Below are 23,801 nucleotides of genomic sequence, written 5' to 3' on the forward strand. Positions count from 1 at the left end.
CACGGCGATCCACCAGCCACGACCGCATCCCGACGGCGCCGGGTCCCTCCCGGCGCCGTCTTTTTTCGCGCCCACCGGACGGCTACCCTCTGAGCGGAGGTCGCTCGGACGGACGAGGGCGCATGAGCTTGCACCAGCCGCTGGGCCGGCGCGCGGAAGCCGGCCACCCCGTCACCCTGGGCGTGATCGGCGCGGGGCGCCTGGGCACCGAGGTTCTGGCGCAGGCGCGGCGCGTGCCCGGCATCCGGGTGCTGGCGATCGCCGAGCGCGACCCCGAGCGGGCGCGCCGGGCCGCCACCGACGCCGGCTGGCCCGACGACGCGCTGACCCACGACGACATCGCCGCCGCGCGGCGCGCGGGCACCACGGCGATCACCGACGATCCCTTCGCCCTCATCGCCGCCGAGGGGCTGGAGGTGGTGCTGGACGCCACGGCGGAGGCGGCGCCGGGCGTGGAGCACGCGCGCGCGTGCGTGGAATACGGCCGCCACCTCGTTATGGCGAACCTGGCCGCGGACGTGATCGCCGGGCCGCTGCTGGCGGCGGAGTTCGAGCAGGCGGGGCTGGTCTACTCCCTGGCCTACGGCGACCAGCCGGGGCTGATCTGCGAATTCGTCGACTGGGCGCGCACCGCCGGGTTCGCGGTCACAGCGGCGGGCAAGGGCACGCAGTACCTGGACAGCTTCCACCTCGCCACGCCCACGAACGTCTGGGATCTCTACGGCATCCCCGTCGAGCGCGCGCAGCAGCTCGGGCTCAACGCGCGCACCTACACGGCCGCCCTGGACGGCACCAAGGCCGGGATCGAGATGGCCGCCGTCGCCAACGCCACGGGCCTGAGCGCGCCGCCGCGCGGGCTGCGCTTCGCGCCGGTCGGGGTGAGCGACCTGGCCCACGTTCTGCGCCCAGCCTCGGTCGGCGGCAAGCTGGACCGCGCGGGCGAGGTCGAGGTCGTCTCCAGCCTGGAGCGCGACGGCCGCCCCGTGGCCGACCACCTGCGCTGGGGCATCTTCCTGGTGCTGGAAGCGCCGGACGACCATGTGGCCCGCGCGCTGGGCGGCTACGGCCTGCGCACGGACGTCAGCGGCCACTACGCGGCGCTGACGCGGCCGGTTCACCTCGCGGGGCTGGAGATGACGATCTCCGTCGCCAGCGCCGCGCTGCGCGGCGAACCCACGGGCGCGCCGCGCACCTTCGCCGCCGACGTCGTCACCGTCGCCAAGCGCGACCTCGCCGCCGGGGAGATGCTGGACGGCGACGGCGGCGCCTGCGCCTGGGGCATGCTGCTGCCCGCCGCCACCAGCCGCTCGCTGAACGCCCTGCCCATCGGCCTCAGCCGGCAGGTGCGCCTGACCGCCCCGGTGCCGCAGGGCGAGGTGGTGACGCGGGACCACGTGGCCCTGGACGACACCGACGAGGCCGTGCGCGCTCGCCGCGCCATGACCGCGCTGATGAGCGCCTGATCCGCCATGCCCGATACCCCGCTTTCCGGCGTCGAGGAGCACGCCCACGGCCCGCTGTACGCCTACCGCGCCATGAAGCGCGCGGGCGAGGTGCAGCACGACCCCATGCAGGAGCTGGCGGCGGAGAAGCTGCAGTCCCTGCACAACGCGCTGCTGCACTACGCGCCGACGACGGGGCGCAAGGGCCTCAAGGAGCGGCTGGGCCTGGGCCGGCGCAAGCAGGAGCCGCCGCAGGGCCTCTACATCTTCGGCGGCGTGGGGCGCGGCAAGTCCATGCTGATGGACGTCTTCCACGCCCACGCGCCCACCGAGGCCAAGCGGCGCGTCCACTTCTACACCTTCATGGCCGAGGTCCACGAGCGCCTGCACGCCTGGCGCCAGACCGCCAAGGCGGCCAACAAGGAAGACCCGCTGCCCGAGGTCGCCGCCGAGATGGCGCGCGAGGCGTGGCTGCTGTGCTTCGACGAGTTCCAGGTGGTCAACGTCGCCGACGCCATGATCCTGGGCCGGCTGTTCGAGGCGCTGTTCGAGCAGGGCGCGGTCGTGGTCGCCACCAGCAACACCCCGCCGAACCGCCTCTACGAGGGCGGGCTGCAGCGCGAACGCTTCACGCCCTTCATCGAACTGCTGCGCGAGCGCATGGACGTGCTGGAACTGGACGGCGGCGTCGACTACCGGCTCAACCAGCTGCGCGAGCTGAGCACCTACCACACGCCGCTGGACTCAGCCGCGCGCGCGGCGATGGACGCGGCCTTCCGGCGGCTGACCGAGGGCGCGACACCCGAAGCCGACCGGCTGACGGTTAAGGGGCGCACGATCACCGTGCCCCAGGCCGCGCGCGGCGTGGCGCGGGCGGACTTCGCCACGCTGTGCGAGCAGCCGCTGGGGGCGCAGGACTACATGGCGCTGGCGGCGCGCTACCACACCCTGGTGCTGGACGACGTGCCGCAGTTGGACGACAGCCGGCGCGACGCGGCGCGGCGCTTCACCGCGCTCGTCGACGCGCTCTACGAGCACCGCTGCAACCTCGTCGTCGCCGCCGACGCCGAGCCGCACCATCTCTACACCGGCCACGACGGCGCCGAGGCCTTCCAGCGCACCAGCTCGCGCCTGATGGAGATGCAGGCCCGCGCCTACATCGACACGGCGTGGCTGGGTGGCGGCTGACGGGCCGCGCAAACACGGCGGCATGCGCGCCTGACGGCACGCGATGCCATCAGTCGTGATTGGGGTTCGGAGCATCCCCACCCCCTCACAGTCTCCCCCTCCCCTTCGCCGAAGGGGAGGGGGAGAAGCCGGCGCGGGCGCCAGTCCCCGCGCCGGCAGAGGGGGTGGGGATCGATCCTGCTTCCCGAGAATCCGAACGAGCCGAGGTAACTACGCGAGCGGGTTACCGTTCAGCTCTCCGGAAAGCCCATCAGGAAGATGGCGGCGTCGCCCGAGCCGTCGCGCGCCTGGTTCGCGAGCACCACGGCGGCCGGGCCGCCCCGCTCCAGCTCGACCAGATCGAAGTCCAGCACGAACCAATCCAGCGGCGGAAAGCCGCCCGCCTGACGCAGGCCGCGTTGCTTGGCGGCGAGACGGACGACGCGGTCCTTGCCGCGCGAGCCGGTGAGCCCCATCAGGCCGGGGCTGCGCTTGCGCTCGATTGTGTAAATATCGCCGTTTTCGGCGACTCGAACCCGGCGGGGCAACACGACACGCTTGTCGTATTCCGTCCCGTAATCCGCTTCGGGCCCGGTGATAACCTTCGGTTCGTCACGCATGGTCAACAGCCAGGGGTGGGCCATCTCACCCAGGCCGACAGCCGCGGAGGCGCTTACGGCCGAACCAGAGCCGCGTCGGCCGAGCTGCATTCGCCCGGGCCCAGTCCACAGCGCAACAGTGCTGTCGTCCACGGGCGTCGCGTCGAAAATGTCTGCACCCGCGAATGCACCGTCGCTCGCCTCACGCGAGACCTCGCCGCCGGAAAGCCGCAGCCGCTCGACCGAACCGGCGAACGTTTCGGTTTCCGTGCGGCGCTGCCCATAGAGCCCGCTGTCCACAACACGCAGAAAACCGCGATAGTCGCCACCAACGGGGTTTAGGCCTCGTTCTTGAAAAATGCGGCTGTGCACGCGTGTTACGGTTCCCTTTTCCGGTGAAAAATCGTGCCCCCATGTTGCGGCGATCTCGGTGGCACCGTCGTCGTTGACGTCGCCGGCCCCCACGTGAAGCGCGCGACCCGTTCCCGTCCCAGGGCGGTGACTGGTGCGCTTTACGAGCTGACCCTGCTCAAGGTCAGCCACCTCAAGCCGGTTGCGGTACAGCAGCGCCAGTGACAGCGTTTCGCCGGGCGCCGAAGTGATCGCCAGCCGCCGCGGATGGCCCTGAACGTCCAAGCGGCGCGGGCGCATGGCGGCCTGCCGCGTGGATTGCGTTCCGCCCGACCGGGTGGTCGTCGCCTGCCCCGTGCCGGTGGTGGCTTGCGTGCCCTTGGCCGAGGTCTGTTGGCCCCCACTGGCCGAGGCACCTTGCCCCGCACCGGGCTGAGGTTTGCCCTTCACGGGGGCGAGCGCGACGATGGCGCCGTTGGACCGCCGCGTGATCGCCAGGACGGGACCGGAGCCGGTCTTGCGCAGTTCGGCGTGGAGGCCGGCATCGTCAGGGAGCCCGTCCGGATCTTCGCTCTGCAACACGGTGAAGCCGCGGTCGAGCAGCCCGTTCACCAGCTTCTGGAAGGCGGGAACCGCATAGGGATTGCCGTAGTCCGAGGCGACGACGACCTTGCTCGCGCCGTCCCAGCTGTCCAGGCGATCCCAGACCTGCGGCCAGCCGCCCGATGCGGCGAGCGCGGCGCTGGCGGCGAGCGGAAGCGCGACGGCGGCAGTGAGGCACGCGCGGCGAAACACGGGACAACCTCCTCGTAGAAGGACCGGTCTCGGCAACCGGCCGCGTGATCTTCGGGCAAGCGGGCCGGATGGCAGCATACCGCATCCGACGCGGCAAGCGTGCGGCCCGAAACGAAAAAAGGGGGAGATTCCGCCCGGAAATCTCCCCCACCCGTCAGCCTATTGCGGGACTTAGAAGGCCCACTTGAGTTCCACCATGCCAAGGCCGGCCGTGTCCTGCTCGCCGCCGAGCGTGTCGTCCACGCCCTGACCCGGCTCGAAGACCGAAGCGATGGCGCGCGTGGAAACGTACTGGCCCCACTGGTATTTCAGCTGAGCCGTGCCCTGGACGCCGGCAAAGCTGTCCACGTCATTGGCCGAACCAGGCACGGCTTCCAGGCCGCCGGTTGCCTCGTACCACAGAACGTTCACCTGACCGTGGTACGACAGCTTCGGCGTCAGGTTACCCGTGGAACCGACCGTCCCGCGGATCTGACCGGGGTTCAGGCCAGTGCCCGAGTTCTGGATGCCGCCGTAGGTGGCGCCGTTCCCACCGATCGGTGCACCGCTGCTGCGACCGACGCCGAGGATGTCGCTGCTCGCGGGACCGGCGAAGTCGAAGCCGGTGCCGAACAGGCCCGAGCCGAGCGCGGGGTTGACCGGCTGATAGCCGAAGAAGCCGCCGTCGATGCCATCGTGACCGGAGAAGCGGGAGATGTCGGTGATGCCAAGCCAGCCCTCAACGTCGTTGTCGAAGGGATCGTCGTCACCCGAATTGAGGCGGAAGCTGGCGTACGGCTGGAAGGCATCCGTCGCCTTGTACTTCGCACTGAAGTAGGCGGCGTACGCCTGGATATCGTCATTCGCCAGCGACTGCTGGTTCAGCTGCGCGTTCGGCGAAGCCACTGTTCCGGCGCCGCTGTCAAACTCACCGAAAGCGCCCATCGCTTCGGCCAAAACGTTGAGCTTGCCGAAGTTCCCAACATACTCGCCACCGAACCAGGTGTTGTTGTTGTCGTGCTGGTTGTTGCGCGCGTGCGCAATGATCGGCGCAACGCGGCCCTGCTCGCCAAGATCGAAGTCCACCTTACCGGCGAAGACGCTCATGTCCGCGTCACCATCCGCGATCTCGGGCGCAGTTTGCCGGACGAAGCCCTGATCTGCATCGTTCGCGTCGGTAATCGGCATCCAGAAGATTTCATACGACGTGCCGCCGCCGAGATCGCCGCTGAAGCCGAACGTCGGCGCATCGTCACCGTACAGCAAGCCGCCGGTGCCAATATCGAGCGCCTTGAACTCCCAGCCGCCGCCGAGCTTGAAGGCAGGCGAGAACTCGTACGTGAAGTACACACGCTCCAGACCGAAGCGCTGACCGCGATTGATTCGGTCGACGGTGTTGATGGACGTCGTGAAGTCATTTTCGAGGATAATCTTGCCGGTCCAGTTGTCACCGGCGAACGTCGCACCGAACCGAATTTCCGAGCGGACGTGCTCATCGTCGGTCTGGATGTTGCCGCCGGCGTCCGTCCGGAAATTGTTGTTCCCCAGCAGGCCCTGCGCACCGACATACGTGGGCTGGAACTTGCCCTGCGCAACGAAATTGATGTCGATGCCGTCCTGCGTGACCGCCTGGGCGGACGCGCCCGTGGGCGCCGCCGCCGTCGCGAGCCCGATCGCCGCAAGGGCGGTCGTGCAACGCAAAAACCGCTTAGCCATTGTGCCCTCCCCCCGGATGGGTGGTTTTCACGATTTTACAAAGCCTGCGTTACCCCGCATAGCAGGGCTGCGTCAACCTCATGGTCCAAATCGCTACCATGTTTTCATTCCGCTCCGCATCCCTCACCCGCCAGTCCGGTCGCCGTGCCGGGCACCGGAACCGGCATTTCTTCAGCGGATGTTGCGTTTCTGCAACAGCAATAACCGGAGTGTTCACTGAATGGAACTCACAATATCGTAAGATACGGTTAAACTTTCCCGCGTATTTTACCGGATGTGAAGGCTGCATCGCCGGTAGAAACATGATTGCAACACCCGTCGGCGTAGCCGGGACACTTGATGCGCGACAAATAGCGTTTTTACGCCGCGCTGCGAATGCGGATTCTTTTGCGCTGCACCGCCCAACACCACCCCGCTTTGGGCGCGAAATTGCAAAGCCGATCCACTCGCGCCGGCGCCCAGGCCGCGGCGCCGCGCGCCATCCGGGCGCCGCGCCGCCGGCATGATCCGGGCGCCCCGCGATCGTCCCGCCGCCGCTCGAATCGCCGGGCGGGCAACCCGCGCGCACGTCGCGACCCCCGCGCTTGCTGCACCGCCGTGCGCGCGTTACCACGACCCGAAACCCACCCGCGGCCACATCCGGCCGCCCATCGCCCAGCCGTCATCCGGCAGGCCGAAGGGGAAACAACATGGCACGCACGAAAATCGCCTTGATCGGCGCCGGCCAGATCGGCGGCACGCTGGCGCTGCTGTCCGGTCTGAAGGACCTCGGCGACGTCGTTCTCTTCGACATTCAGGAAGGGGTGCCGGAGGGCAAGGCCCTGGACATCGCCGAGGCCGCGCCCGTCGAGGGCTTCGACGCGCGCGTGAAGGGCACCAACAGCTACGCCGACATCGCGGGCGCGGACGTCGTCATCGTCACCGCCGGCATCCCGCGCAAGCCCGGCATGAGCCGCGACGATCTGGTGGATACCAACGCCAAGGTCATGCACCAGGTGGGCGCCGGCATCCGCGAGAACTGCCCGGACGCCTTCGTCATCTGCATAACCAACCCGCTGGACGCCATGGTCTACGTGCTCCAGCAGGCGGCGGGCATCCCCACCAACAAGATCTGCGGCATGGCCGGCGTGCTGGACAGCGCGCGCTTCCGCCACTTCCTCGCCGAGGCCATGAACGTCTCGGTTGAGGACGTGAACGCCTTCGTCCTGGGCGGCCACGGCGACAGCATGGTGCCGGTGACGCGCTATTCCACGGTGGCCGGCATTCCCCTGCCCGACCTGGTGCAAATGGGCTGGATCAGCCAGGAGAAGGTCGATTCCATCGTCGAGCGCACCCGCAAGGGGGGCGGCGAGATCGTGAGCCTGCTGGGCAGCGGCTCGGCGTTCTATGCGCCCGCCAGCTCCGCGATCGCGATGGCGGAGAGCTACCTGAAGGACAAGAAGCGCGTGCTGCCCTGCGCCGCCCATCTCAGCGGCGAGTACGGGGTGAACGACCTCTTCGTCGGCGTTCCCACCGTGATCGGCGAGGGCGGCGTCGAGCGCGTCGTCGAGCTGCGCTTCACGCAGGACGAGCAGCGCATGTTCGACCAGTCTGTGGCGAACGTGCGCGAGCTGGTCGACAGCTGCCGCAAGCTGGGCGCGATCTGACCCCGCCGCGCGGCTTGCTTGCGCGCGCCCGGGTCACTGCTATCCTCCCGTGGGGCTTCCGCCGTCCCGGCGGAGCGAGGGAGAGCACGGCGCCGGGCGCCACCATCGTGACACGACACCGGCCGGAGCGGTCATGAACATCCACGAATACCAAGCCAAGAGCCTGCTGGCGCAGTACGGCGTGCCCGTCCCCAACGGCGGCGTCGCCTACACGCCGGACGAGGCGGAGCAGGTCGCCCGCGACCTGGACGGGCCGGTCTGGGTCCTCAAGGCGCAGATCCACGCCGGCGGGCGCGGGGCCGGGCACTTCCCGGACGACCCCGAGCAGAAGGGCGGCGTGCGCATCTGCAAGGACTTCGACGAGCTGCGCGACCACGCCCGGCGCATGCTGGGCCACACCCTGGTCACGCGCCAGACCGGCGAGGACGGCCAGAAGGTCAAGCGCCTCTACGTCGAGGAGGGCGCGGACATCCAGCGCGAGCTCTACCTGGCGCTGCTGGTGGACCGCGCGAGTTCGCGCGTGACCGTCATGGGCTCCACCGAAGGCGGCATGGAGATCGAGGAGGTCGCCAAGGAGAGCCCGGAGAAGATCTTCACGGTCACGATCGACCCGGCCACGGGCGTCATGCCCTACCACGGCCGGCGGCTGGCCTTTGCCTTCGGGCTGGGCGGCAAGCAGATCGGCGCCTTCGTCAAGCTGCTCAACGGGCTCTACAACGCCTACGTCGGGCTCGACTGCTCGCTCGTGGAGATCAACCCGCTCATCGTCACGGGCGACGGCAGTATCATGCCGCTCGACGTGAAGATGACCCACGACGACAACGCGCTCTACCGCCAGAAGCAGGTGGTGGACATGCGCGACCTGGACGAGGAAGACCCGGCCGAGATCGAGGCGTCCAAGCACGAGCTGAACTACATCAAGCTGGACGGCAACATCGGCTGCATGGTCAACGGCGCCGGGCTCGCGATGGCGACGATGGACATCATCAAGCTCTACGGCGGCGAGCCCGCGAACTTCCTCGACGTCGGCGGCGGCGCCAACAAGGAGCGCGTGGTCGCGGCCTTCAAGATCATCCTGGGCGACGAGAACGTCGAGGGCATCCTGGTGAACATTTTCGGCGGCATCGTGCGCTGCGACGTCATCGCGGAGGCCATCGTGGCCGCCGCCCAGGAGGTCGACCTGCACGTGCCGCTGGTCGTGCGCCTGGAGGGCACCAACGTCGAGATGGGCAAGCAGACCCTGCGCGAATCCGGCCTGAGCATCATCGCCGCGGACGACTTGTCCGACGGCGCGCGCAAAGTTGTCGAAGCGACGCGGGAGGCGGCCTGATGGCGGTCCTGGTGGACGAAAACACGAAGGTCATCTGCCAGGGGTTCACGGGCGCCCAGGGCACCTTCCACTCCGAGCAGGCGATCGCGTACGGCACTCGCATGGTGGGCGGCGTCACCCCGAACAAGGGCGGCGACACCCACCTGGACCTGCCCGTCTTCAACACCGTGCGCGAGGCCAAGGACGAAACGGACGCGGACGCGTCGGTGATCTACGTGCCGCCGCCGTACGCCGCCGACGCCATCCTGGAGGCCGCGGACGCCGGGGTGCCGCTGGCGGTGTGCATCACCGAGGGCATCCCCGTGACCGACATGGTCAAGGTCAAGCGGGCGCTGCAGGGCTCGAACACGCGCCTGATCGGGCCGAACTGCCCCGGCATCATCACGCCGGACGCCTGCAAGATCGGCATCATGCCGGGCCACATCCATTCACGCGGCAAGATCGGCATCGTCTCGCGTTCCGGCACGCTCACCTACGAGGCGGTGTCGCAGACCACGGCCGCGGGCCTGGGGCAGTCCACCTGCATCGGCATCGGCGGCGACCCGGTGAACGGCACCAGCTTCGTCGACGCCATCGACCTCTTCCTCAAGGACGACGAGACCGAGGGCATCGTCATGATCGGCGAGATCGGCGGCTCGGCCGAGGAAGAGGCGGCCGAATACCTGCGTGCGGCCGGCAATCCCAAGCCGGCGACCGCCTTCATCGCCGGCGCCACGGCGCCGCCGGGCCGGCGCATGGGCCACGCCGGGGCGATCATCTCCGGCGGCCAGGGCGGCGCCGAGGGGAAGAAGCAGGCGCTGCGCGACGCCGGCGTCCACGTGGCGGACTCCCCGTCCGCCATCGGCACCACGATGCGCGACGCGCTGAACGCGTAACGGCCGGCCCGCCGGCCCCGCCCGGGTGTGGTCCCCGGCGCGGGGCCGGGGTGTCGGGCCGGGAAGGAACAGGTCATGGCAGATCGGACAGAACCCGCGCTCGATCCCCAGAAGGCGGCCGCGGTCGCCGCGCTCTTCCGGCAATACCGCCAGGATCCCGGCGCGGTGGATGCGAGTTGGAAGCGCTTCTTTGACGCGCTCGACCCGCAGGCGCGGGAGCTGCTGGAAAGCTTCGACGGCGGGAACGGTGCCGCCGCGCCCACCAGCGGCGGCGCGATCGAGACCGGCGCGGTCAGCCAGGACGAGGTGCGCGCGGCGGCGCTGGATTCCATCCGCGCGCTCATGCTCATCCGCGCCTATCGCGTGCGCGGCCACCTGCAGGCGGACCTGGACCCGCTGAAGCAGCGCACGCGCGGGCCGCATCCCGAGCTGGACCCGGCCTCGCAGGGCTTCACCGAGGCCGACTGGGACCGGCCGATCTTCGTCAACCACGTCCTCGGCTTCGAGACGGCGACGCTGCGCCAAATCGTCGACCGGCTGCAGAAGACCTACTGCGGCAAGATCGGCGTCGAGTACATGCACATCCAGGAGCCGGAGCAGAAGGCCTGGATCCAGGAGCGCATCGAGAACATCGGCAACCGCACCGAGTTCACCGAGACGGGCAAGCGCCAGATCCTGGAGCGCCTGACGGCCGCCGAGGTCTTCGAAACCTTCCTCGACAAGAAGTACACCGGCACCAAGCGCTTCGGGATCGACGGCGGCGAGGCCATGATCCCGGCGCTGGAGCAGATCCTCAAGCGTGGCGGCCAGCTCGGGCTGAAGGAGCTGGTGCTGGGCATGCCCCACCGCGGGCGGCTGAACGTGCTGGCCAACTTCATGGGCAAGTCCTTCACCGCCATCTTCCACGAGTTCCAGGGCGGCGCGGCGCATCCGGAGGAGATCGGCGGCTCGGGGGACGTGAAGTACCACCTGGGCACCTCCACCGACCGCGAATTCGACGGCAACACCATCCACCTGTCGCTGACCGCCAACCCCTCGCACCTGGAGGCGGTGGACCCGGTCTGCGTCGGCAAGGCGCGCGCCAAGCAGTACCAGCACGGCGACACGACGCAGGACAAGGTGGGCTGCCTGCTGATCCACGGCGACGCCGCCTTCGCCGGGCAGGGCCTGGTGCCCGAGACGCTCGACATGTCCGAGCTCAAGGGCTACCGCATCGGCGGCACGCTGCACTTCATCATGAACAACCAGATCGGGTTCACGACGAACCCGGTGAACGCGCGCTCGGGGCCGTACTGCACCGAGGTCGCGAAGATGATCCAGGCCCCGATCTTCCACGTGAACGCCGACGACCCCGAAGCCGTCGTCCACGTCTGCCGCATCGCCACGGAGTTCCGGCAGACGTTCAAGAAGGACGTCGTCGTCGACATGTTCTGCTACCGGCGGTTCGGCCACAACGAGGGCGACGAGCCCAAGTTCACCCAGCCGCTGATGTATCAGGCGATCAAGGACCATCCGCGCGTGCGCAAGCAGTACGCGGAGCAGCTGATCGCCGAGGGCGTGATCGACGAGAAGACCGTCCAGCAGTACCTCAGCGACGCCCAGACCACGCTGCAGCAGGCCTACGACAGCGCCAAGGAGTACAAGCCCAACAAGGCCGACTGGCTGGAGGGCGTGTGGTCCGGCTTCCGCGCTCAGCGCGGCTTCGGCCCCTACCGCGGCGAGACGGGCGTGCCGCTGCAGACCCTGCGTGAGGTCGGCTTCCGGCTGACGCAGGTGCCCGAGGGCTTCTCGGTCAACCGCAAAATCCAAAAGTTCCTGGACACGCGCGCCCAGGCCGTCGACAGCGGCGAGGGCATCGACTGGTCCACTGCCGAGGCGCTGGCCTTCGGCACGCTGGTCATGGAAGGCCACCCCGTCCGCCTTTCCGGCCAGGACAGCGGGCGCGGCACCTTCTCCCAGCGCCACGGGCAAATCATCGACCAGCAGACCGAGGACGTCTACGTCCCCTTCCAGCATGTCGATCCCGACCAGGCGCGCTTCGAGATCATCAACTCGCCGCTGTCGGAGGCCGGCATCGTCGGCTTCGAGTACGGCTTCTCGCTCGCCGAACCGCGCGCGTTGACGCTGTGGGAGGCGCAGTTCGGCGACTTCGCCAACGGCGCCCAGGTCATTATCGACCAGTTCATCGCCTCCGGCGAGGCGAAATGGCTGCGCATGTCCGGGCTGACGCTGCTGCTGCCCCACGGCTACGAAGGCCAGGGGCCGGAACACTCCTCCGCCCGCATCGAGCGTTTCCTGCAGCTGTGCGCCGAGGACAACCTGCAGGTCGTCAACTGCACGACGCCGGCCAACTTCTTCCACGTGCTGCGCCGGCAGGTGCACCGCGACTTCCGCAAGCCGCTGGTGGTGTTCACGCCCAAGTCGCTGCTGCGCGACAAGCTCTGCGTCTCCAAGCTCAAGGATTTCGGCGAGGACAGCGCGTTCCACCGCGTGCTCTACGAGGAGAACCTGCCCGGCGACCCCAAGGACGCCCGCCAGCTCGTCCTGTGCAGCGGCAAGGTGTTCTACGACCTCGTGCGCGAGCGCGAAAACCGCGCCGTCACCGACATCCACATCCTGCGCGTGGAGCAGCTCTACCCCATCCCGGTGGACGCCCTGATGAAGGAGCTGGCGCCCTACACCCACTGCGAGCTGGTGTGGTGCCAGGAAGAGCCGCGCAACATGGGGGCTTGGCCGTTCTTCTCCACCTTCCTGGAGGAAATCGCCGCCGAGGTGGGCTTCGACAAGCCGCGCCCGCGCTACGCCGGCCGCAAGTCTGCGGCCTCGCCGGCCACGGGCATCCCGGATCGCCACCAGCGCGAGCAGGCCGAGCTGCTGGACGACGCGCTCACCGTGGGCAAGCCGCACCTCACCCGCATCCAGACCCGCAAGGCGCAGGAACTGGCGCGCAGCGGCGAGGACAGCGGCCCGCCCATCGGCGAGGACGTCGCCCGCCAACAGGCGCAACAGGCCCAAACCAACTCCCAGTAACTTCGGCCGCAGGGGCGCGTCGCGTGCCCGCGCCGGGGTCGCGCCAGGACGAGCCCGTGGCGGCTTGGCGCCGGATCAGGACGAAACAGGGGAAACGATGGCGACCGACATCACGGTTCCGAACCTGGGCGAATCCGTGAGCGAGGCCGAGATCGGCCAGTGGCTCAAGCAGGCCGGCGATACGGTGGAGCAGGACGAGCCCATCGCCGAGTTGGAAACCGACAAGGTCACGCTCGAGGTCAACGCCCCCAGCGCCGGCGTGATCAGCGAAATCCTGGTGCCCGCCGGGGAAACCGTGGCCGTCGGCAGCGTCATCGGGCGCGTCGGCGAAGCCGCCGCCGGCGCCGGTCAGGCGCAACTGGCCGCCTCTTCGGGTGAGGCCCAGCCCACCCCCGCTGGCGACGGCCAGGCTCAGCCCGCCGCGTCCCAGCCGCAGGGGGAAGCCGCTGCCCCGCCCGCCGGTGGCCGTTCGGGCGGCGCCACGCACGACGTGGCCGTGCCGAGTATGGGTGAGTCGGTCAGCGAGGCGACGCTCGGCCAGTGGATCAAGGGCGTCGGCGACGCGGTCGAGCAGGACGAGGCCATCGCCGAGCTGGAAACCGACAAGGTGACGCTGGAGGTCAATGCCCCGGCCACCGGCACGCTCGCCGAGCAGCTGGTCGCCGCGGGCGACACCGTGCAGGTCGGCACGGTGGTCGCGCGCGTGCGGGAAGGCGCGGGCGCCCCGGCCAAGGCGGCGGCCCCGGCCGCGAGCGAACCCGCAGCCGCACCCGCCAAGGCGGAAGCGGAAACCGCTCCGGCTGGCGGGACGGGCGCGCCCGCCGGCGGGCTCAATCCCAACCAGGCCCCGCGCAGCGGCGACACGATCACGCGCGGGGATCTGGAGCGCTTCCTGGGCACGGGCCCCAACACCGTCGCGCCCGAGGACCTGAGCCCGGCCGTGCGTACCCTCGTGCAGGAGCACGACCTGGACCCCACGCGCATCCCGCCCAGCGGCCCCGGCGGTCGCATCACCAAGCAGGACGTCATGGACGTCGTCGAAGGGCGCAAAGAGCTGCTGACGCCCCAGGCGCCCACCCAGGCCCCGGCGCCGCAACAGCAGCCCACACAACAGGCACCCGCTCAGCCCGCCGAGGCCAAGGGCGGCGAGGCCGCCAAGCCGGTCGAGCGCGTGCGCATGACGCGCCTGCGCCAGACCATCGCCAAGCGCCTCAAGGAGGCGCAGAACACCGCGGCCATGCTGTCGACCTTCAACGAGGTCGACATGTCCGCGGTCAACGACATCCGCGCCCGCTACAAGGAGGACTTCGAGAAGGCGCACGGCACGCGCCTGGGCATGTCGTCCTTCTTCGCCAAGGCGGTGGTGCAAGCCCTCAAGGAGCTGCCGGAACTCAACGCCTCGATCGAGGGCGACGAGATCGTCTACCACCACTACTACGACATCGGCATGGCGGTCTCCACGCCGAGCGGCCTGATGGTTCCCGTGGTGCGCGATGTGGACCAGAAGTCCATGGCCGAGATCGAGTCGTCCCTGCGCGAACTGGCCAAGAAGGGCCGCGACAACAAGCTGAAGATGGACGACCTACAGGGCGCCACCTTCTCGATGACCAACGGCGGCGTCTTCGGCTCGCTGCTGTCCACGCCCATCATCAACCCGCCGCAGTCGGGCATCCTGGGCATGCACGCCATCAAGGAGCGCCCAGTGGCGGTGAACGGCACGGTCGAGATCCGGCCGATGATGTACGTCGCGCTCTCCTACGACCACCGGCTGGTGGACGGCCGCGAGGCCGTGACCTTCCTCGTCCGCCTGAAGGAGTGCCTGGAGGATCCGGCGCGCCTGCTGCTGCAGATGTGAAGCGGGCTTACGGCGAGCGGCGGTCGCGGCGCGCGCGCCGCCGCCTGTCCCGGCGGTGGCGGACGTAGCCGACGGCGATGACCAGCGCCACCGCCCCGATCGTCATGGGAAACAGGATCACCAAGAGCGGCACGGCCGTGACCACGAGCACGATCAGCGCCGCCACTGCGCCCATGACCGCCAGCACGAAGGCGGTGCCCAGCGCGTAGCCCAGGAATTCGCGCGCGTCCACGTCGTCCGTCCCCGTTCGCAGCCACCTCGGCGGCGCAGCATTTCACGCCGCGCCCCACCACACCACCCGGCGCGACCACCGTTCACGGGCTGGACGGTGCGCGTCAGTGCGCCATTGTGGGGGCCATGAGCGCGATCCTGTCCTTTGCCACGCTGGCCGCTTTCGCCGCCGCCCTGCTGGTCGGCGGCATGCTGTTCTTCGCCGCCGTCACCGCGCCCATGGTGTTCACCACGCTGGACACGGCGAGCGCCGGACATTTCATCCGGCGGATCTTTCCCGTCTACTATCTGGTGATGTTCGCCTTTGCCGCCGTGGCGGCCTTGGCGGCGATCCCGGTGCTGCCCGTCGACGCGGGCGTGCTGGCCCTCGTGGCCATCGCCTTCCTGGTGGCGCGCCAGGGGCTCATGCCGCGAATCAACGCGCTGCGCGACCGCGAGGTGGCCGGAGATGAAGCCGCCGGCACCCGATTTCAGCGCCTGCACCGCGTCTCCGTCTGGCTCAACGCGGCGCAGTTTCTGGCCGCCGCCGTGATCCTGGTGCGCCTGATCGCGGTGGCGTGAGATGCCCGCGTGCCGTCAACCGCCCGCCCCCAACGCCACGAGCGCCAGGTTCATGCCCTGAACCACGGCGATGATGAGGATGAGCGCGACCGGATAGACCGAGGAGTAGGCGACCACCGGGCGCTCGGAGCTGTCCATCTGACGGATCACGTCCAGTCCCGGCGTGAAGGTCATGCCGCCGCAGATCACGCCGAAGCACTCGCTGACGGGGATGCGCAGCAGATAGTGCCCCGCCAGAAAGCTGCCCGCCATCGGCACCACCGCCAGCAGCACGGCATACGCGGCGTAAAAGATCGCGTCGAAATCGAGGAATTCGACGAAGCTCTGCCCGGTTTCGAAGCCCAGCTGGGCGAAGAAGAGCGCCAGGCCCAATTCCTTGAGCACCGCCGTGGCGTTGCGCGGGAAGCGGCCGATGAAGTTGCCGATCTTGCCGAAGTGGCCGAACACGAGCCCGGAAATCAGCGCGCCCCCGGCGATCCCCAGCGAGAAATTCCCCAGCACCGGCATCGGCACCACGATCCCGCCGATGGCGAACGCCAGGAACAGCGTCGCGCCCAGCGAGCCGATATCGACCCGCCGCGCGACCGCCTGGTGTTCGTGGCCGAGATACATCTCCAACTGATCGAGCTGATACGGCGTGCCCACCGCGACCACCACGTCGCCGAACGCCAACTCCAGGTCGTGGCGGGGAACGAATTCCACGTTGTTGCGCACAACGCGGGTTACAGCCACGTTGAACAGCAGCCGAAGCCCGAGATCGCTGATCGAGCGATTGAGAACCGAGGTGTTCTCGACCACGATCGATCGGGTGTCGAGTTCGGAATCTTCGCTCGGAATGTCCTCGACCGCGCTCCCGAGCTTTTCGCCCACCGTTTCGATGTCAGCCTTGCGCCCTTCCAGGCGCACGACGTCACCCTTCAGCAGCGCCGTGCTGCCGCTGGCGGTGCGCAGCGTGCGCTCGCGCAGAATGCCGGACACCACGACGTTGTGATCGGTGAACAGCTCGATGTCGCGCAGCAGCACCCCGTCGAAGTCGGGGTTGTCGACCCGGTAGGTCGCCGCGGAAAGCTGGCTGCGCGCGGCCACTTCGGCCTCCATGCGCGGGCGCAGCACCTGCATCGCCACCGAGATGAACAGGATCACGCCCATCAGGCCGAAGGGATAGGCGACGCCGTAGCCGAAGATCACCTCGCTCTCGGGCGAAAACTGGAGCGCGCTGACGAGCGCGGGGCTGGAGGTGAAGGCGCCGGCGAACAGCCCCAGGCCGATCCCGATGGGCACGCCGCTCAACGCGATGATGGCGACGGTGTTGACGGCGGCGATGCCCAGGAGGGCGAGCACGTTGGCGATGAATTTGCGCCCGTACTGCTTGAAGGCGCGAAAGAAGGTGGGCCCCGCTTCCAGCCCGACACTGAGCAGGAAGAGCACGATACCCAGGTTCTGGAGGATGCGAACCGGCTCCGGCGCGAAGACGTAGCCGAACACCATCGCGACGATGAGCACACCGCTGGCGCCGAAGCCCACGCCCTTGATGCGCAGGTTGCCGAAGCCGATGCCCAGCAGGATCACCAGGAAGGTGATCAGCAAGTCCTGCTTCTGAAAGTAAAAGGTGAGCGGGACGAGGTCCGAGGCGTCCGGCATGGTGGGGCTCGTGGCGCCGTGGCGTGGGCTGCGATGGAAACGCTGGGAAGCGTGATCCCGCCGCCCGGAACGGCGGGATCGTCGGCCCCGTCACGGTAGCCGGTATTGCAAAGCGGTAAACCGATCGACGCGGCGAAAGCGATGCGCCGGCTTATGCCTCCGCCGGCGCCGCCTCGCTCGCTTGGCGCACCGTCTTCTTCTGGCGCTGGGATTCCGAACGCAGCTGGCCGCAGGCGGCCTGGATGTCGCGCCCGCGCGGCGCGCGGATGGGCGCGGAGAGGTTGGCCTCGTAGAGGATGTCCGAGAAGCGCTCCACCGTTTCGTCCGAGGAGCACTCGAACTCCGTCCCCGGCCAGGGATTGAAGGGGATGAGGTTCACCTTGGCCGGGATGCCGTCCAAGAGGCGCACCAGCTCGCGCGCGTCGGCGGGGCTGTCGTTCACGTCCTTGAGCATCACGTACTCGAAGGTGATGCGCCGCGCATTGTTGATGCCCGGATAGGCGCGGCAGGCCGCCAGCAGCTGGTCCAGCGGGTACTTCTTGTTCAGCGGCACCAGCCAGTCGCGCAGCTCGTCGCGCACGGCGTGCAGCGACACGGCCAGGTTAACGCCCAGCTCCTCGCCGCAGCGCTGCATCATGGGCACGACACCGGAGGTGGAGAGCGTGATCCGGCGGCGCGAGAAGCCCAGGCCCTCGGGGTCCATGGCGATCCGCATGGCCTTCGCGACCTGGTCGTAGTTGTACAGCGGCTCGCCCATGCCCATGAGCACGATGTTGGTCAGCCGCCGCCCGTCCTTGGGCGTGGGCCACTCGTCCAGGGAATCCCGGGCCAGCATGATCTGCTCCAGGATCTCGCCGGCCGAGAGGTTGCGCACGAGGCGCTGCGTGCCCGTGTGGCAGAAGCGGCAGGTCAGCGTGCAGCCCACCTGGGAGGAGATGCACAGCGTGCCCCGGTCGGCCTCGGGGATGAAGACGCTCTCGATCTCTTGCAGGTCGCGCAGGCGCACCAGCCACTTGCGCGTGCCGTCCTGTGAGGTGCGGTCCATCTTCACGGCCGGCCGCGCGACGCTGTGCCGCTCGCTCAGCTTGGCCCGGAAGCCCTTGGCCAGCGACGACATGCCCTGAAAGTCCGTGGCGCCGTGGTGGTAGATCCAGTGCCACAGCTGCTTGGCGCGGAACCTGGGCTCGCCCAGTTCCTGCACGCGCGCCGACAGCTCCTCGCGGTCGAGGCCGACGAGGTGTTCCGCGGTCTGCTTGGGCGGGGCGAAGGCGCGGGCGTGGGTGTCCTGGGTCATCCCGGGTCGCGGTCCGTGGGCCGGTCAGTTGACGTTGCACGCCTCGTTGATGGCGTTGTGCGCGTCGGTGAAGCCGATGAGGGAGTAGGTGTCCGTCGTCTCGGTGCCTTTGTCCGAGGTGCCCTCGACCACCATCGTACCACCGGAAACCATCGCCTCCACCAGCGCCGAGTCCGTCTGCGAATCCGGCGCCCAGGCGGTGTCCTTGTGGGTGAAGAGGGTGAAGGTCTTCTCGCCGTCGATCGTCACCTTCACGCGGCTGTCCTTCTTGAACGGATAGCCGATGACGAAGCTGACCACGTCCTGCGTGCCCTTCGCCGGCCGGTGGGTGACCATGGCGTAGATGTCGCCGCGCTGGTCGTAATCGCCCTCGTCCTTCTGCGGCTGGCTCGCCTGATAGCACACCTTGTTGCCGTCCTCGGTGTAGGTGTAGGCGCTCCAGTGGTCGAAGGTGCCCAGGCGGCGGATGTCCTGCGCATCAACGCGGCCGGGAAGAACCGCCGCGCCCAGGAGCAGGCCGGCGACGGCGGCGACGAGCTTCGCTTTCACGGCGGGCAACCCCCTCGTGGCGTTGTCGATCACCTCTCGGGCGCAGCATCGCTCGGCTGCGCCGGGCGGCCCGGCTTGGCGGCCGGGCCCGGTGCGCTTCGTTCGTTGAGCGGCCGCCGGGCGAAGCGGCCGAGACTGATGACCCTGTCGTACATGACGATCGCGCCCGCGACCCCGACGTTCACGCAGAACTTTGTCGGGATCTTGACCAGGGCGTCGCAGCGCGCCTGCATCTCGGGCGACAGGCTGCCGCGTTCCCGGCCCAGAATATAGGCGGCGGCCACGGGGTGATAAAAGGAGGGAAGCTCCGCCGATTCCTCGGTGAATTCCACCCCGATCAGGCGGCACTTGTGCGGCAGCTGCAGCGCGTCCACCCCGGCGTAGGTGTAGAGCGGCAGGTGCCGCACCGCGTCCGAGGTGTCGGACATGGCCACCTGCTCCGCGTCGAACGCGGCGTTCACCGTGAAGAAGAAGCTGGCGCCGAAGGCGTTGGCCGACCGCAGCAGGTTGCCCAAGTTCATGGGCTTGCTGATGTTTTCGACGCCGATCCCGAAATAACCCCGCATGGCGGCGGAACCTTGCACGCCGCCCCCGGCGCGGGCAAGGTGTTTTCGCTCCCGCAACCGTTCTTGGATGCCCGGTCATGCCGGTTCCGGATGGTGGCCATGCCCGCCCCTGAGCGCGATTCCGCAAGCGCCCCCAACCCCGTCTGCGTCGAGGTCACGCGCGGCGCGCGCGTGGAGAGCCGCCACCGCGCCGCCGTCGCCGTCGTCGACACCGACGGCCGCGTGGTGCTGCGCGCCGGCGCGGTGGAAGCGCCCGTCTACCCCCGCTCCGCCATCAAGCCCTTGCAGGCTCTGCCGCTGGTGGAATCGGGCGCGGCCGAGGCGCTGGACGTCGGCGACGCCGAGCTGGCGGTCGCCTGCGGCAGCCACGCCGGCGCGCGCGAGCACGTGGAAACGGTCGAGGGCTGGCTGCACCGGCTCGGCCTCGGCGGCGGCGATCTGGTCTGCAACGCGGCCGCGCCGCCCCTGGAGCGGCTGCGCGACAACTGCTCGGGCAAGCACGCCGGCTTCCTGGCGCTCGCCCGGCACCTGGGCGCGCCGACCGCGGGCTACGCGGCCTTCGAGCACCCGGTGCAGCAGCGCGTCCTGGGCGTGCTGGAGCAGATGACGGGGCTGGGCGACCTGACGGCCCACGCCCGCGCCACCGACGGCTGCGGCGTGCCCACGATCGCCTTCCCGCTCGGCAACCTGGCGCTGGCGATGGCGCGCCTGGGCGACCCCGACGACCAGCCCGACCGGCGCATCGCCGCCTGCGCCCGCATCCGGCGGGCCATGGCGGCGCACCCGGCGATGGTCGCGGGCCGGGGACGCGCGGTGACGCGCGTGCTCGACCGGCTGGGCGAGGGCGCGATCGTCAAGGGCGGCGCCGAGGGCGTGATGGCCGGCTGTTGCCCCGACCTGGGCCTGGGCTTCGCGGTCAAGGTGGACGACGGCGCGGCGCGGGCGGCGAACGCGATCGCGCTCGCCCTGCTGGACCGGCTTCAGCGCCTCACCGACGCGGACCGCGAAGCGCTGACGGACCTGCTGGAACCGCCGGTCACCACCCGCGCGGGCGAGCGCGTCGGCACGATCCGCTGCACCGCGCCGTGGGACGGGTGACAACCGCCCCACGGCGCGACTGAAGGAGGCGCGATTTCAAGGCCGGATCAGTCTGGCACGTTGGTGAAGTGTTCCAGCGCTTCGGGGTTGGCGAGGGCGTCGCGGTTGCGCACCTCGCGGCCGTGGAGCACGTCGGCCACCGCCAGCTCCACGATCTTGCCCGAGCGCGTGCGCGGGATATCCGGCACCTGGAGCACGCGGGCGGGCACATGGCGCGGCGAGGCGCCCTTGCGGATCGTCGTCTTAATGCGCTCGACCAGCTCGTCGGTCAGCTCCTGGCCTTCGACGAGGCGCACGAAGAGCACCACGCGCTCGTCGTCGCCCGTCTGCTGCCCGGCGACGATGGATTCCAGCACCTCGTCCAGCTTTTCCACCTGACGGTAGATCTCCGCCGTGCCGATGCGCACGCCGCCGGGGTTCAGCGTGGCGTCCGAGCGGCCGTAGATGATGAAGCCGCCGGTCTCCGTCTTCGCCGCGAAGTCGCCGTGGTGCCAGATGCCCGGGAAGGTGGCGAAGTAGGCCTTGTGGAAGCGCTCCCCACCCGGATCGTTCCAGAAGAAGGGCGGCATCGACGGGAAGGGCTGCCGGCACACCAGCTCGCCCTTCTCGCCCGGCGGCAGGGAATTGCCCTGCTGGTCGTAGATGTCGACGTCCATGCCCAGCACGGGCGTCTGGATCTCGCCGCGGTAGACGGGGCCGACCGGATTGCCGTCCACGAAGCAGCCGACGATGTCCGTGCCGCCGGAGATCGAGGACAGGTGCACGTCGGTTTTCACATTGTTGTAGACGGCGTCGAAGCCCTCCGCCATCAGCGGCGAGCCGGTCGAGGCGATCGTGCGCAAGGGCGAGAGGTCGAACTCGTCCTTGGGCCGCGCGCCCTCGTTGCCCAGGTGGTCGATGAACTTGGCGCTGGTGCCGAAGAAGGTCACGCGCTCCTGCTCGGCCATGCGGAACTGCGTGCGCCAGTCCGGGTAGAGCGGCGAGCCGTCGTAGAGCACGATCGTCGCGCCGCTCGCCAGGCCGGAGACCAGCCAGTTCCACATCATCCAGCCGCAGGTGGTGAAGTAGTACACCCGGTCGCCGGCCTTGATGTCGGCGTGGAGCTGGTGCTCGCACAGATGCTTGAGCAGCACGCCGCCAGCCGAATGGGCGATGCATTTCGGTTTCCCGGTCGTTCCGGACGTGAAAAGAATATAGACCGGGTGGTTAAACGGCATGGGCTCAAAGTCGATCGCGCCCGCCGGATGGCGCGCCTCGGCCTCGTCGATCCGCTGGCCCTTGGGGATGGGGCTCGCATCCCCGTCGCCCGCGTAGGGGACCAGCAGCACGCGGTTGAGCGAGGGCAGCCGGTTCGCGACCTCCACGGCCGTCGCGCGGGCGTCGCGCGCCTTGCCGTTGTAGTAGTAGGCGTCGGTGACCAGCAGCACCTTGGGCTCGATCTGGCCGAAGCGGTCCATGACCACCTCGGTGCCGAAGTCGGGCGAGCACGAGCTGAAGATGCCGCCGACGGCCGCGGTGGCCAGCAGCGCGATCACCGTCTCCGGCATGTTGGGCAGGCAGGCGGCCACGCGGTCGCCCGGCTGGACGCCCTCCTCGCGCAGCACCTGCGTCAGCCGCGCGACGCGGTCGTACAGCTCGCCGTGGGTCAGGCTGCGGCGGACCTGGTCCTCGCCCCAGAAGACGATGGCGTCCGCGCTGTCGCGCCGACGCAGCAGGTTCTCCGCGTAGTTCAGCTTGGCGTCCGGAAAGAAGCGCGCCCCCGGCATCTTGGGGTAGTCCTGAATGACGGTGTCGCCCTGTTGCGCGGCGATCACCCCCGAATAATCCCAAAGCGCGCGCCAGAAGGTCGCCATGGCGTCGCCGTCGCGCACGGAATACCGCCACAGCTCGTCGAAGCTGTCGCAGTGGACGTCCCACTTGCTGGCGAGACGGTCGAGAAACTGCGTGACGTTGGCCTGCTGCACGCGCTCGGGCGACGGCTCCCACATCGGCGTCGACATGCCGGACCTCCCTGCTTGTCCGCGCTCTCCGCTGCGCCGCCCCGTGCTTCGCTGGTGTTCCCAGCCGACCGGGGCCGTTTATGTGCGCCGCACACTAGCGATGCGCCGCCCCGCGAACAATGCCCGACACGCCGGGACTTAACCGATGACAGCCACCCGGACGGCCGCCGCCGCGAGGCACAGCAGCACCACCACCGTCAGCGGCCGGCGCAGGCGGCGGTACCACGCCGGAACCCGCCCCAGGCGCACGGCGCGCAGATCGGCGAAGAAGGCGGCCGTGAAGCCGATCACCTGGAGCACCAGCCCGCCCAGCGGCACCAGCACCAGCGACACCCAGGCGAGCAGCGCCGGCGTCACCGACCAACCCAGCCGCCGCCAGCCGGCATCCGCGCGTGCGCCGCCCGGGTCGGCCAGCGCCAGCCCCCAGTGCACCGCGCCCAGGAAGCTCAGGATCACGGCCCCGTAGCCCAGCAGCACGTCGAGCGCGAAGTTCGCCCAGCCGGGCGGCAGCACCCAAACCAGGACGGTGCACGCGACGAAGGGAATCAGCCCGGCGCCGCCGTAGACGGCCGCCGGCCGCGGCACGTCCGCGCCGGCCGCCGCGCCGCCGGATACCGCCCGATCGCTCACGACGGCTCCTCGGACGATGACTCCTTGGACGATGACGCCCGGAGCCGGGCCAACGCGGCCCGCGCGCGCTCGCGGTGCTCGTCGCGCACGTGCGCCCGCGCCGCCGCCAGCGCCTTGGCGAAGAGCGCGCTCGCGTTCAGCCCGGCCAGCGAGCCGAGCACACGCACCGGCCCGCGCGCCGGGGTGACGAAGGCCGCCAACGCCGCCATCAGCAGGGCTTTCACTTTCAGCGGGGTGCGCGGATCGACGGCGCAGTAGTACAGCGTCACGCCGTCTTCCAGGCGCGCCGTGCCGCCCAGGTGCTCGCGCACGCGCGCCCAAAAGCCGTGCTCGACGGTTTCGGCGTCGCGCGCGTAGCGCTCCCGGTCCACGCTCCAGTCCGGCAGGCGGAACATGCGGCAAGTGTGCGGGCACCACCGTCGGGCCCGCAAGCCCCGCCCGCCTCG

The 23,801-nt window shown here is 69.5% G+C and carries 19 protein-coding genes; 9 read left to right on the forward strand and 10 right to left on the reverse strand.

Going from position 1 to position 23,801, the window contains the following annotated elements; translation table 11 throughout:
- Positions 1-122: 122 nt before the first annotated feature.
- Both BLQ43_RS10745 and zapE read left to right on the forward strand, forming a co-directional pair.
- A complete protein-coding gene (locus BLQ43_RS10745) occupies positions 123-1,463 on the forward strand; it encodes an NAD(P)H-dependent oxidoreductase (RefSeq protein WP_090020672.1) in 1,341 nt (446 codons plus the stop codon).
- Between the two features lie 6 nt (positions 1,464-1,469).
- A complete protein-coding gene (zapE, locus tag BLQ43_RS10750; protein ID WP_090020674.1) occupies positions 1,470-2,630 on the forward strand; it encodes a cell division protein ZapE in 1,161 nt (386 codons plus the stop codon).
- Positions 2,631-2,860: 230 nt separating this feature from the next.
- On the opposite strand, the gene BLQ43_RS10755 is transcribed toward zapE, so the two are convergent.
- Together BLQ43_RS10755 and BLQ43_RS10760 are read right to left on the reverse strand one after the other, a co-directional pair.
- Complete coding sequence (locus BLQ43_RS10755; protein ID WP_090020677.1) at positions 2,861-4,354, reverse strand: hypothetical protein; 1,494 nt, start codon at positions 4,352-4,354, stop codon at positions 2,861-2,863.
- 171 nt (positions 4,355-4,525) lie between these two features.
- Positions 4,526-6,049: a hypothetical protein gene (locus tag BLQ43_RS10760; protein ID WP_143006261.1), complete on the reverse strand. Its 1,524-nt coding sequence runs from the start codon at positions 6,047-6,049 to the stop codon at positions 4,526-4,528.
- Positions 6,050-6,738: 689 nt separating this feature from the next.
- Here BLQ43_RS10760 and mdh point away from each other — a divergent pair.
- The 5 genes from mdh to odhB all read left to right on the forward strand — a co-directional run bounded on the left by mdh (position 6,739) and on the right by odhB (position 14,785).
- On the forward strand, positions 6,739-7,695 hold the full coding sequence (gene mdh / locus BLQ43_RS10765; RefSeq protein WP_090020681.1) for a malate dehydrogenase: 957 nt from the start codon (positions 6,739-6,741) through the stop codon (positions 7,693-7,695).
- Between the two features lie 133 nt (positions 7,696-7,828).
- Positions 7,829-9,025, forward strand: a complete 1,197-nt coding sequence (gene sucC / locus BLQ43_RS10770) for an ADP-forming succinate--CoA ligase subunit beta (RefSeq protein WP_090020683.1) — start codon at positions 7,829-7,831, stop codon at positions 9,023-9,025.
- Positions 9,025-9,900, forward strand: a complete 876-nt coding sequence (gene sucD / locus BLQ43_RS10775; RefSeq protein ID WP_090020685.1) for a succinate--CoA ligase subunit alpha — start codon at positions 9,025-9,027, stop codon at positions 9,898-9,900. Before sucC ends, sucD begins: the two co-directional genes overlap by 1 nt.
- A gap of 75 nt (positions 9,901-9,975) precedes the next feature.
- Positions 9,976-12,930: a 2-oxoglutarate dehydrogenase E1 component gene (locus BLQ43_RS10780; protein ID WP_090020687.1), complete on the forward strand. Its 2,955-nt coding sequence runs from the start codon at positions 9,976-9,978 to the stop codon at positions 12,928-12,930.
- Positions 12,931-13,027: 97 nt separating this feature from the next.
- Positions 13,028-14,785, forward strand: a complete 1,758-nt coding sequence (odhB, locus tag BLQ43_RS10785; RefSeq protein ID WP_090020689.1) for a 2-oxoglutarate dehydrogenase complex dihydrolipoyllysine-residue succinyltransferase — start codon at positions 13,028-13,030, stop codon at positions 14,783-14,785.
- Between the two features lie 7 nt (positions 14,786-14,792).
- Here odhB and BLQ43_RS10790 read toward each other — a convergent pair whose 3' ends face one another.
- Positions 14,793-15,017, reverse strand: a complete 225-nt coding sequence (locus tag BLQ43_RS10790) for a hypothetical protein (protein WP_090020691.1) — start codon at positions 15,015-15,017, stop codon at positions 14,793-14,795.
- 125 nt (positions 15,018-15,142) lie between these two features.
- On the opposite strand from BLQ43_RS10790, the gene BLQ43_RS10795 reads away from it, so the two are divergent.
- A complete protein-coding gene (locus tag BLQ43_RS10795) occupies positions 15,143-15,577 on the forward strand; it encodes a DUF4149 domain-containing protein (protein ID WP_090020693.1) in 435 nt (144 codons plus the stop codon).
- A 15-nt stretch (positions 15,578-15,592) separates the two neighbouring features.
- On the opposite strand, the gene BLQ43_RS10800 is transcribed toward BLQ43_RS10795, so the two are convergent.
- From BLQ43_RS10800 to BLQ43_RS10815, 4 genes are all read right to left on the reverse strand, one after another.
- Positions 15,593-17,218, reverse strand: a complete 1,626-nt coding sequence (locus BLQ43_RS10800; protein ID WP_090020695.1) for an aspartate:alanine exchanger family transporter — start codon at positions 17,216-17,218, stop codon at positions 15,593-15,595.
- Positions 17,219-17,369: 151 nt separating this feature from the next.
- A complete protein-coding gene (gene rlmN, locus BLQ43_RS10805; protein ID WP_090020697.1) occupies positions 17,370-18,512 on the reverse strand; it encodes a dual-specificity RNA methyltransferase RlmN in 1,143 nt (380 codons plus the stop codon).
- Positions 18,513-18,536: 24 nt separating this feature from the next.
- Positions 18,537-19,061 (reverse strand): invasion associated locus B family protein, encoded by a 525-nt coding sequence (locus BLQ43_RS10810; RefSeq protein WP_090020699.1) that lies wholly within the window; start codon positions 19,059-19,061, stop codon positions 18,537-18,539.
- A 29-nt stretch (positions 19,062-19,090) separates the two neighbouring features.
- Positions 19,091-19,627, reverse strand: coding sequence for an RNA methyltransferase (locus BLQ43_RS10815; protein ID WP_090020701.1), 537 nt, complete (start codon positions 19,625-19,627; stop codon positions 19,091-19,093).
- A gap of 99 nt (positions 19,628-19,726) precedes the next feature.
- Here BLQ43_RS10815 and BLQ43_RS10820 point away from each other — a divergent pair, with 99 nt between their 5' ends.
- A complete protein-coding gene (locus BLQ43_RS10820; protein ID WP_090020829.1) occupies positions 19,727-20,725 on the forward strand; it encodes an asparaginase in 999 nt (332 codons plus the stop codon).
- Positions 20,726-20,772: 47 nt separating this feature from the next.
- On the opposite strand, the gene BLQ43_RS10825 is transcribed toward BLQ43_RS10820, so the two are convergent.
- From BLQ43_RS10825 to BLQ43_RS10835, 3 genes are all read right to left on the reverse strand, one after another.
- Entirely contained in the window at positions 20,773-22,725 is a 1,953-nt protein-coding gene (locus BLQ43_RS10825; protein WP_090020703.1) for an acetoacetate--CoA ligase, read from the reverse strand.
- 138 nt (positions 22,726-22,863) lie between these two features.
- Positions 22,864-23,355: a DUF3429 domain-containing protein gene (locus BLQ43_RS10830; protein ID WP_245659554.1), complete on the reverse strand. Its 492-nt coding sequence runs from the start codon at positions 23,353-23,355 to the stop codon at positions 22,864-22,866.
- A complete protein-coding gene (locus BLQ43_RS10835; RefSeq protein ID WP_090020705.1) occupies positions 23,352-23,750 on the reverse strand; it encodes a hypothetical protein in 399 nt (132 codons plus the stop codon). Before BLQ43_RS10835 ends, BLQ43_RS10830 begins: the two co-directional genes overlap by 4 nt.
- Between the last annotated feature and the right edge of the window lie 51 nt (positions 23,751-23,801).

This window comes from Limimonas halophila (genome assembly GCF_900100655.1).
Lineage (GTDB): Bacteria > Pseudomonadota > Alphaproteobacteria > Kiloniellales > Rhodovibrionaceae > Limimonas > Limimonas halophila.

Coding starts and splice junctions, on each gene's coding strand:
- BLQ43_RS10800 (WP_090020695.1), bottom strand. CDS start 17,218: ATGCCGGACGCCTCGGACCTCGTCCCGCTCACCTTTTACTTTCAGAAG.
- BLQ43_RS10820 (WP_090020829.1), top strand. CDS start 19,727: ATGCCCGCCCCTGAGCGCGATTCCGCAAGCGCCCCCAACCCCGTCTGC.
- BLQ43_RS10780 (WP_090020687.1), top strand. CDS start 9,976: ATGGCAGATCGGACAGAACCCGCGCTCGATCCCCAGAAGGCGGCCGCG.
- zapE (WP_090020674.1), top strand. CDS start 1,470: ATGCCCGATACCCCGCTTTCCGGCGTCGAGGAGCACGCCCACGGCCCG.
- sucD (WP_090020685.1), top strand. CDS start 9,025: ATGGCGGTCCTGGTGGACGAAAACACGAAGGTCATCTGCCAGGGGTTC.
- sucC (WP_090020683.1), top strand. CDS start 7,829: ATGAACATCCACGAATACCAAGCCAAGAGCCTGCTGGCGCAGTACGGC.
- mdh (WP_090020681.1), top strand. CDS start 6,739: ATGGCACGCACGAAAATCGCCTTGATCGGCGCCGGCCAGATCGGCGGC.
- BLQ43_RS10795 (WP_090020693.1), top strand. CDS start 15,143: ATGAGCGCGATCCTGTCCTTTGCCACGCTGGCCGCTTTCGCCGCCGCC.
- BLQ43_RS10760 (WP_143006261.1), bottom strand. CDS start 6,049: ATGGCTAAGCGGTTTTTGCGTTGCACGACCGCCCTTGCGGCGATCGGG.
- rlmN (WP_090020697.1), bottom strand. CDS start 18,512: ATGACCCAGGACACCCACGCCCGCGCCTTCGCCCCGCCCAAGCAGACC.
- BLQ43_RS10745 (WP_090020672.1), top strand. CDS start 123: ATGAGCTTGCACCAGCCGCTGGGCCGGCGCGCGGAAGCCGGCCACCCC.
- odhB (WP_090020689.1), top strand. CDS start 13,028: ATGGCGACCGACATCACGGTTCCGAACCTGGGCGAATCCGTGAGCGAG.
- BLQ43_RS10835 (WP_090020705.1), bottom strand. CDS start 23,750: ATGTTCCGCCTGCCGGACTGGAGCGTGGACCGGGAGCGCTACGCGCGC.
- BLQ43_RS10825 (WP_090020703.1), bottom strand. CDS start 22,725: ATGTCGACGCCGATGTGGGAGCCGTCGCCCGAGCGCGTGCAGCAGGCC.
- BLQ43_RS10815 (WP_090020701.1), bottom strand. CDS start 19,627: ATGCGGGGTTATTTCGGGATCGGCGTCGAAAACATCAGCAAGCCCATG.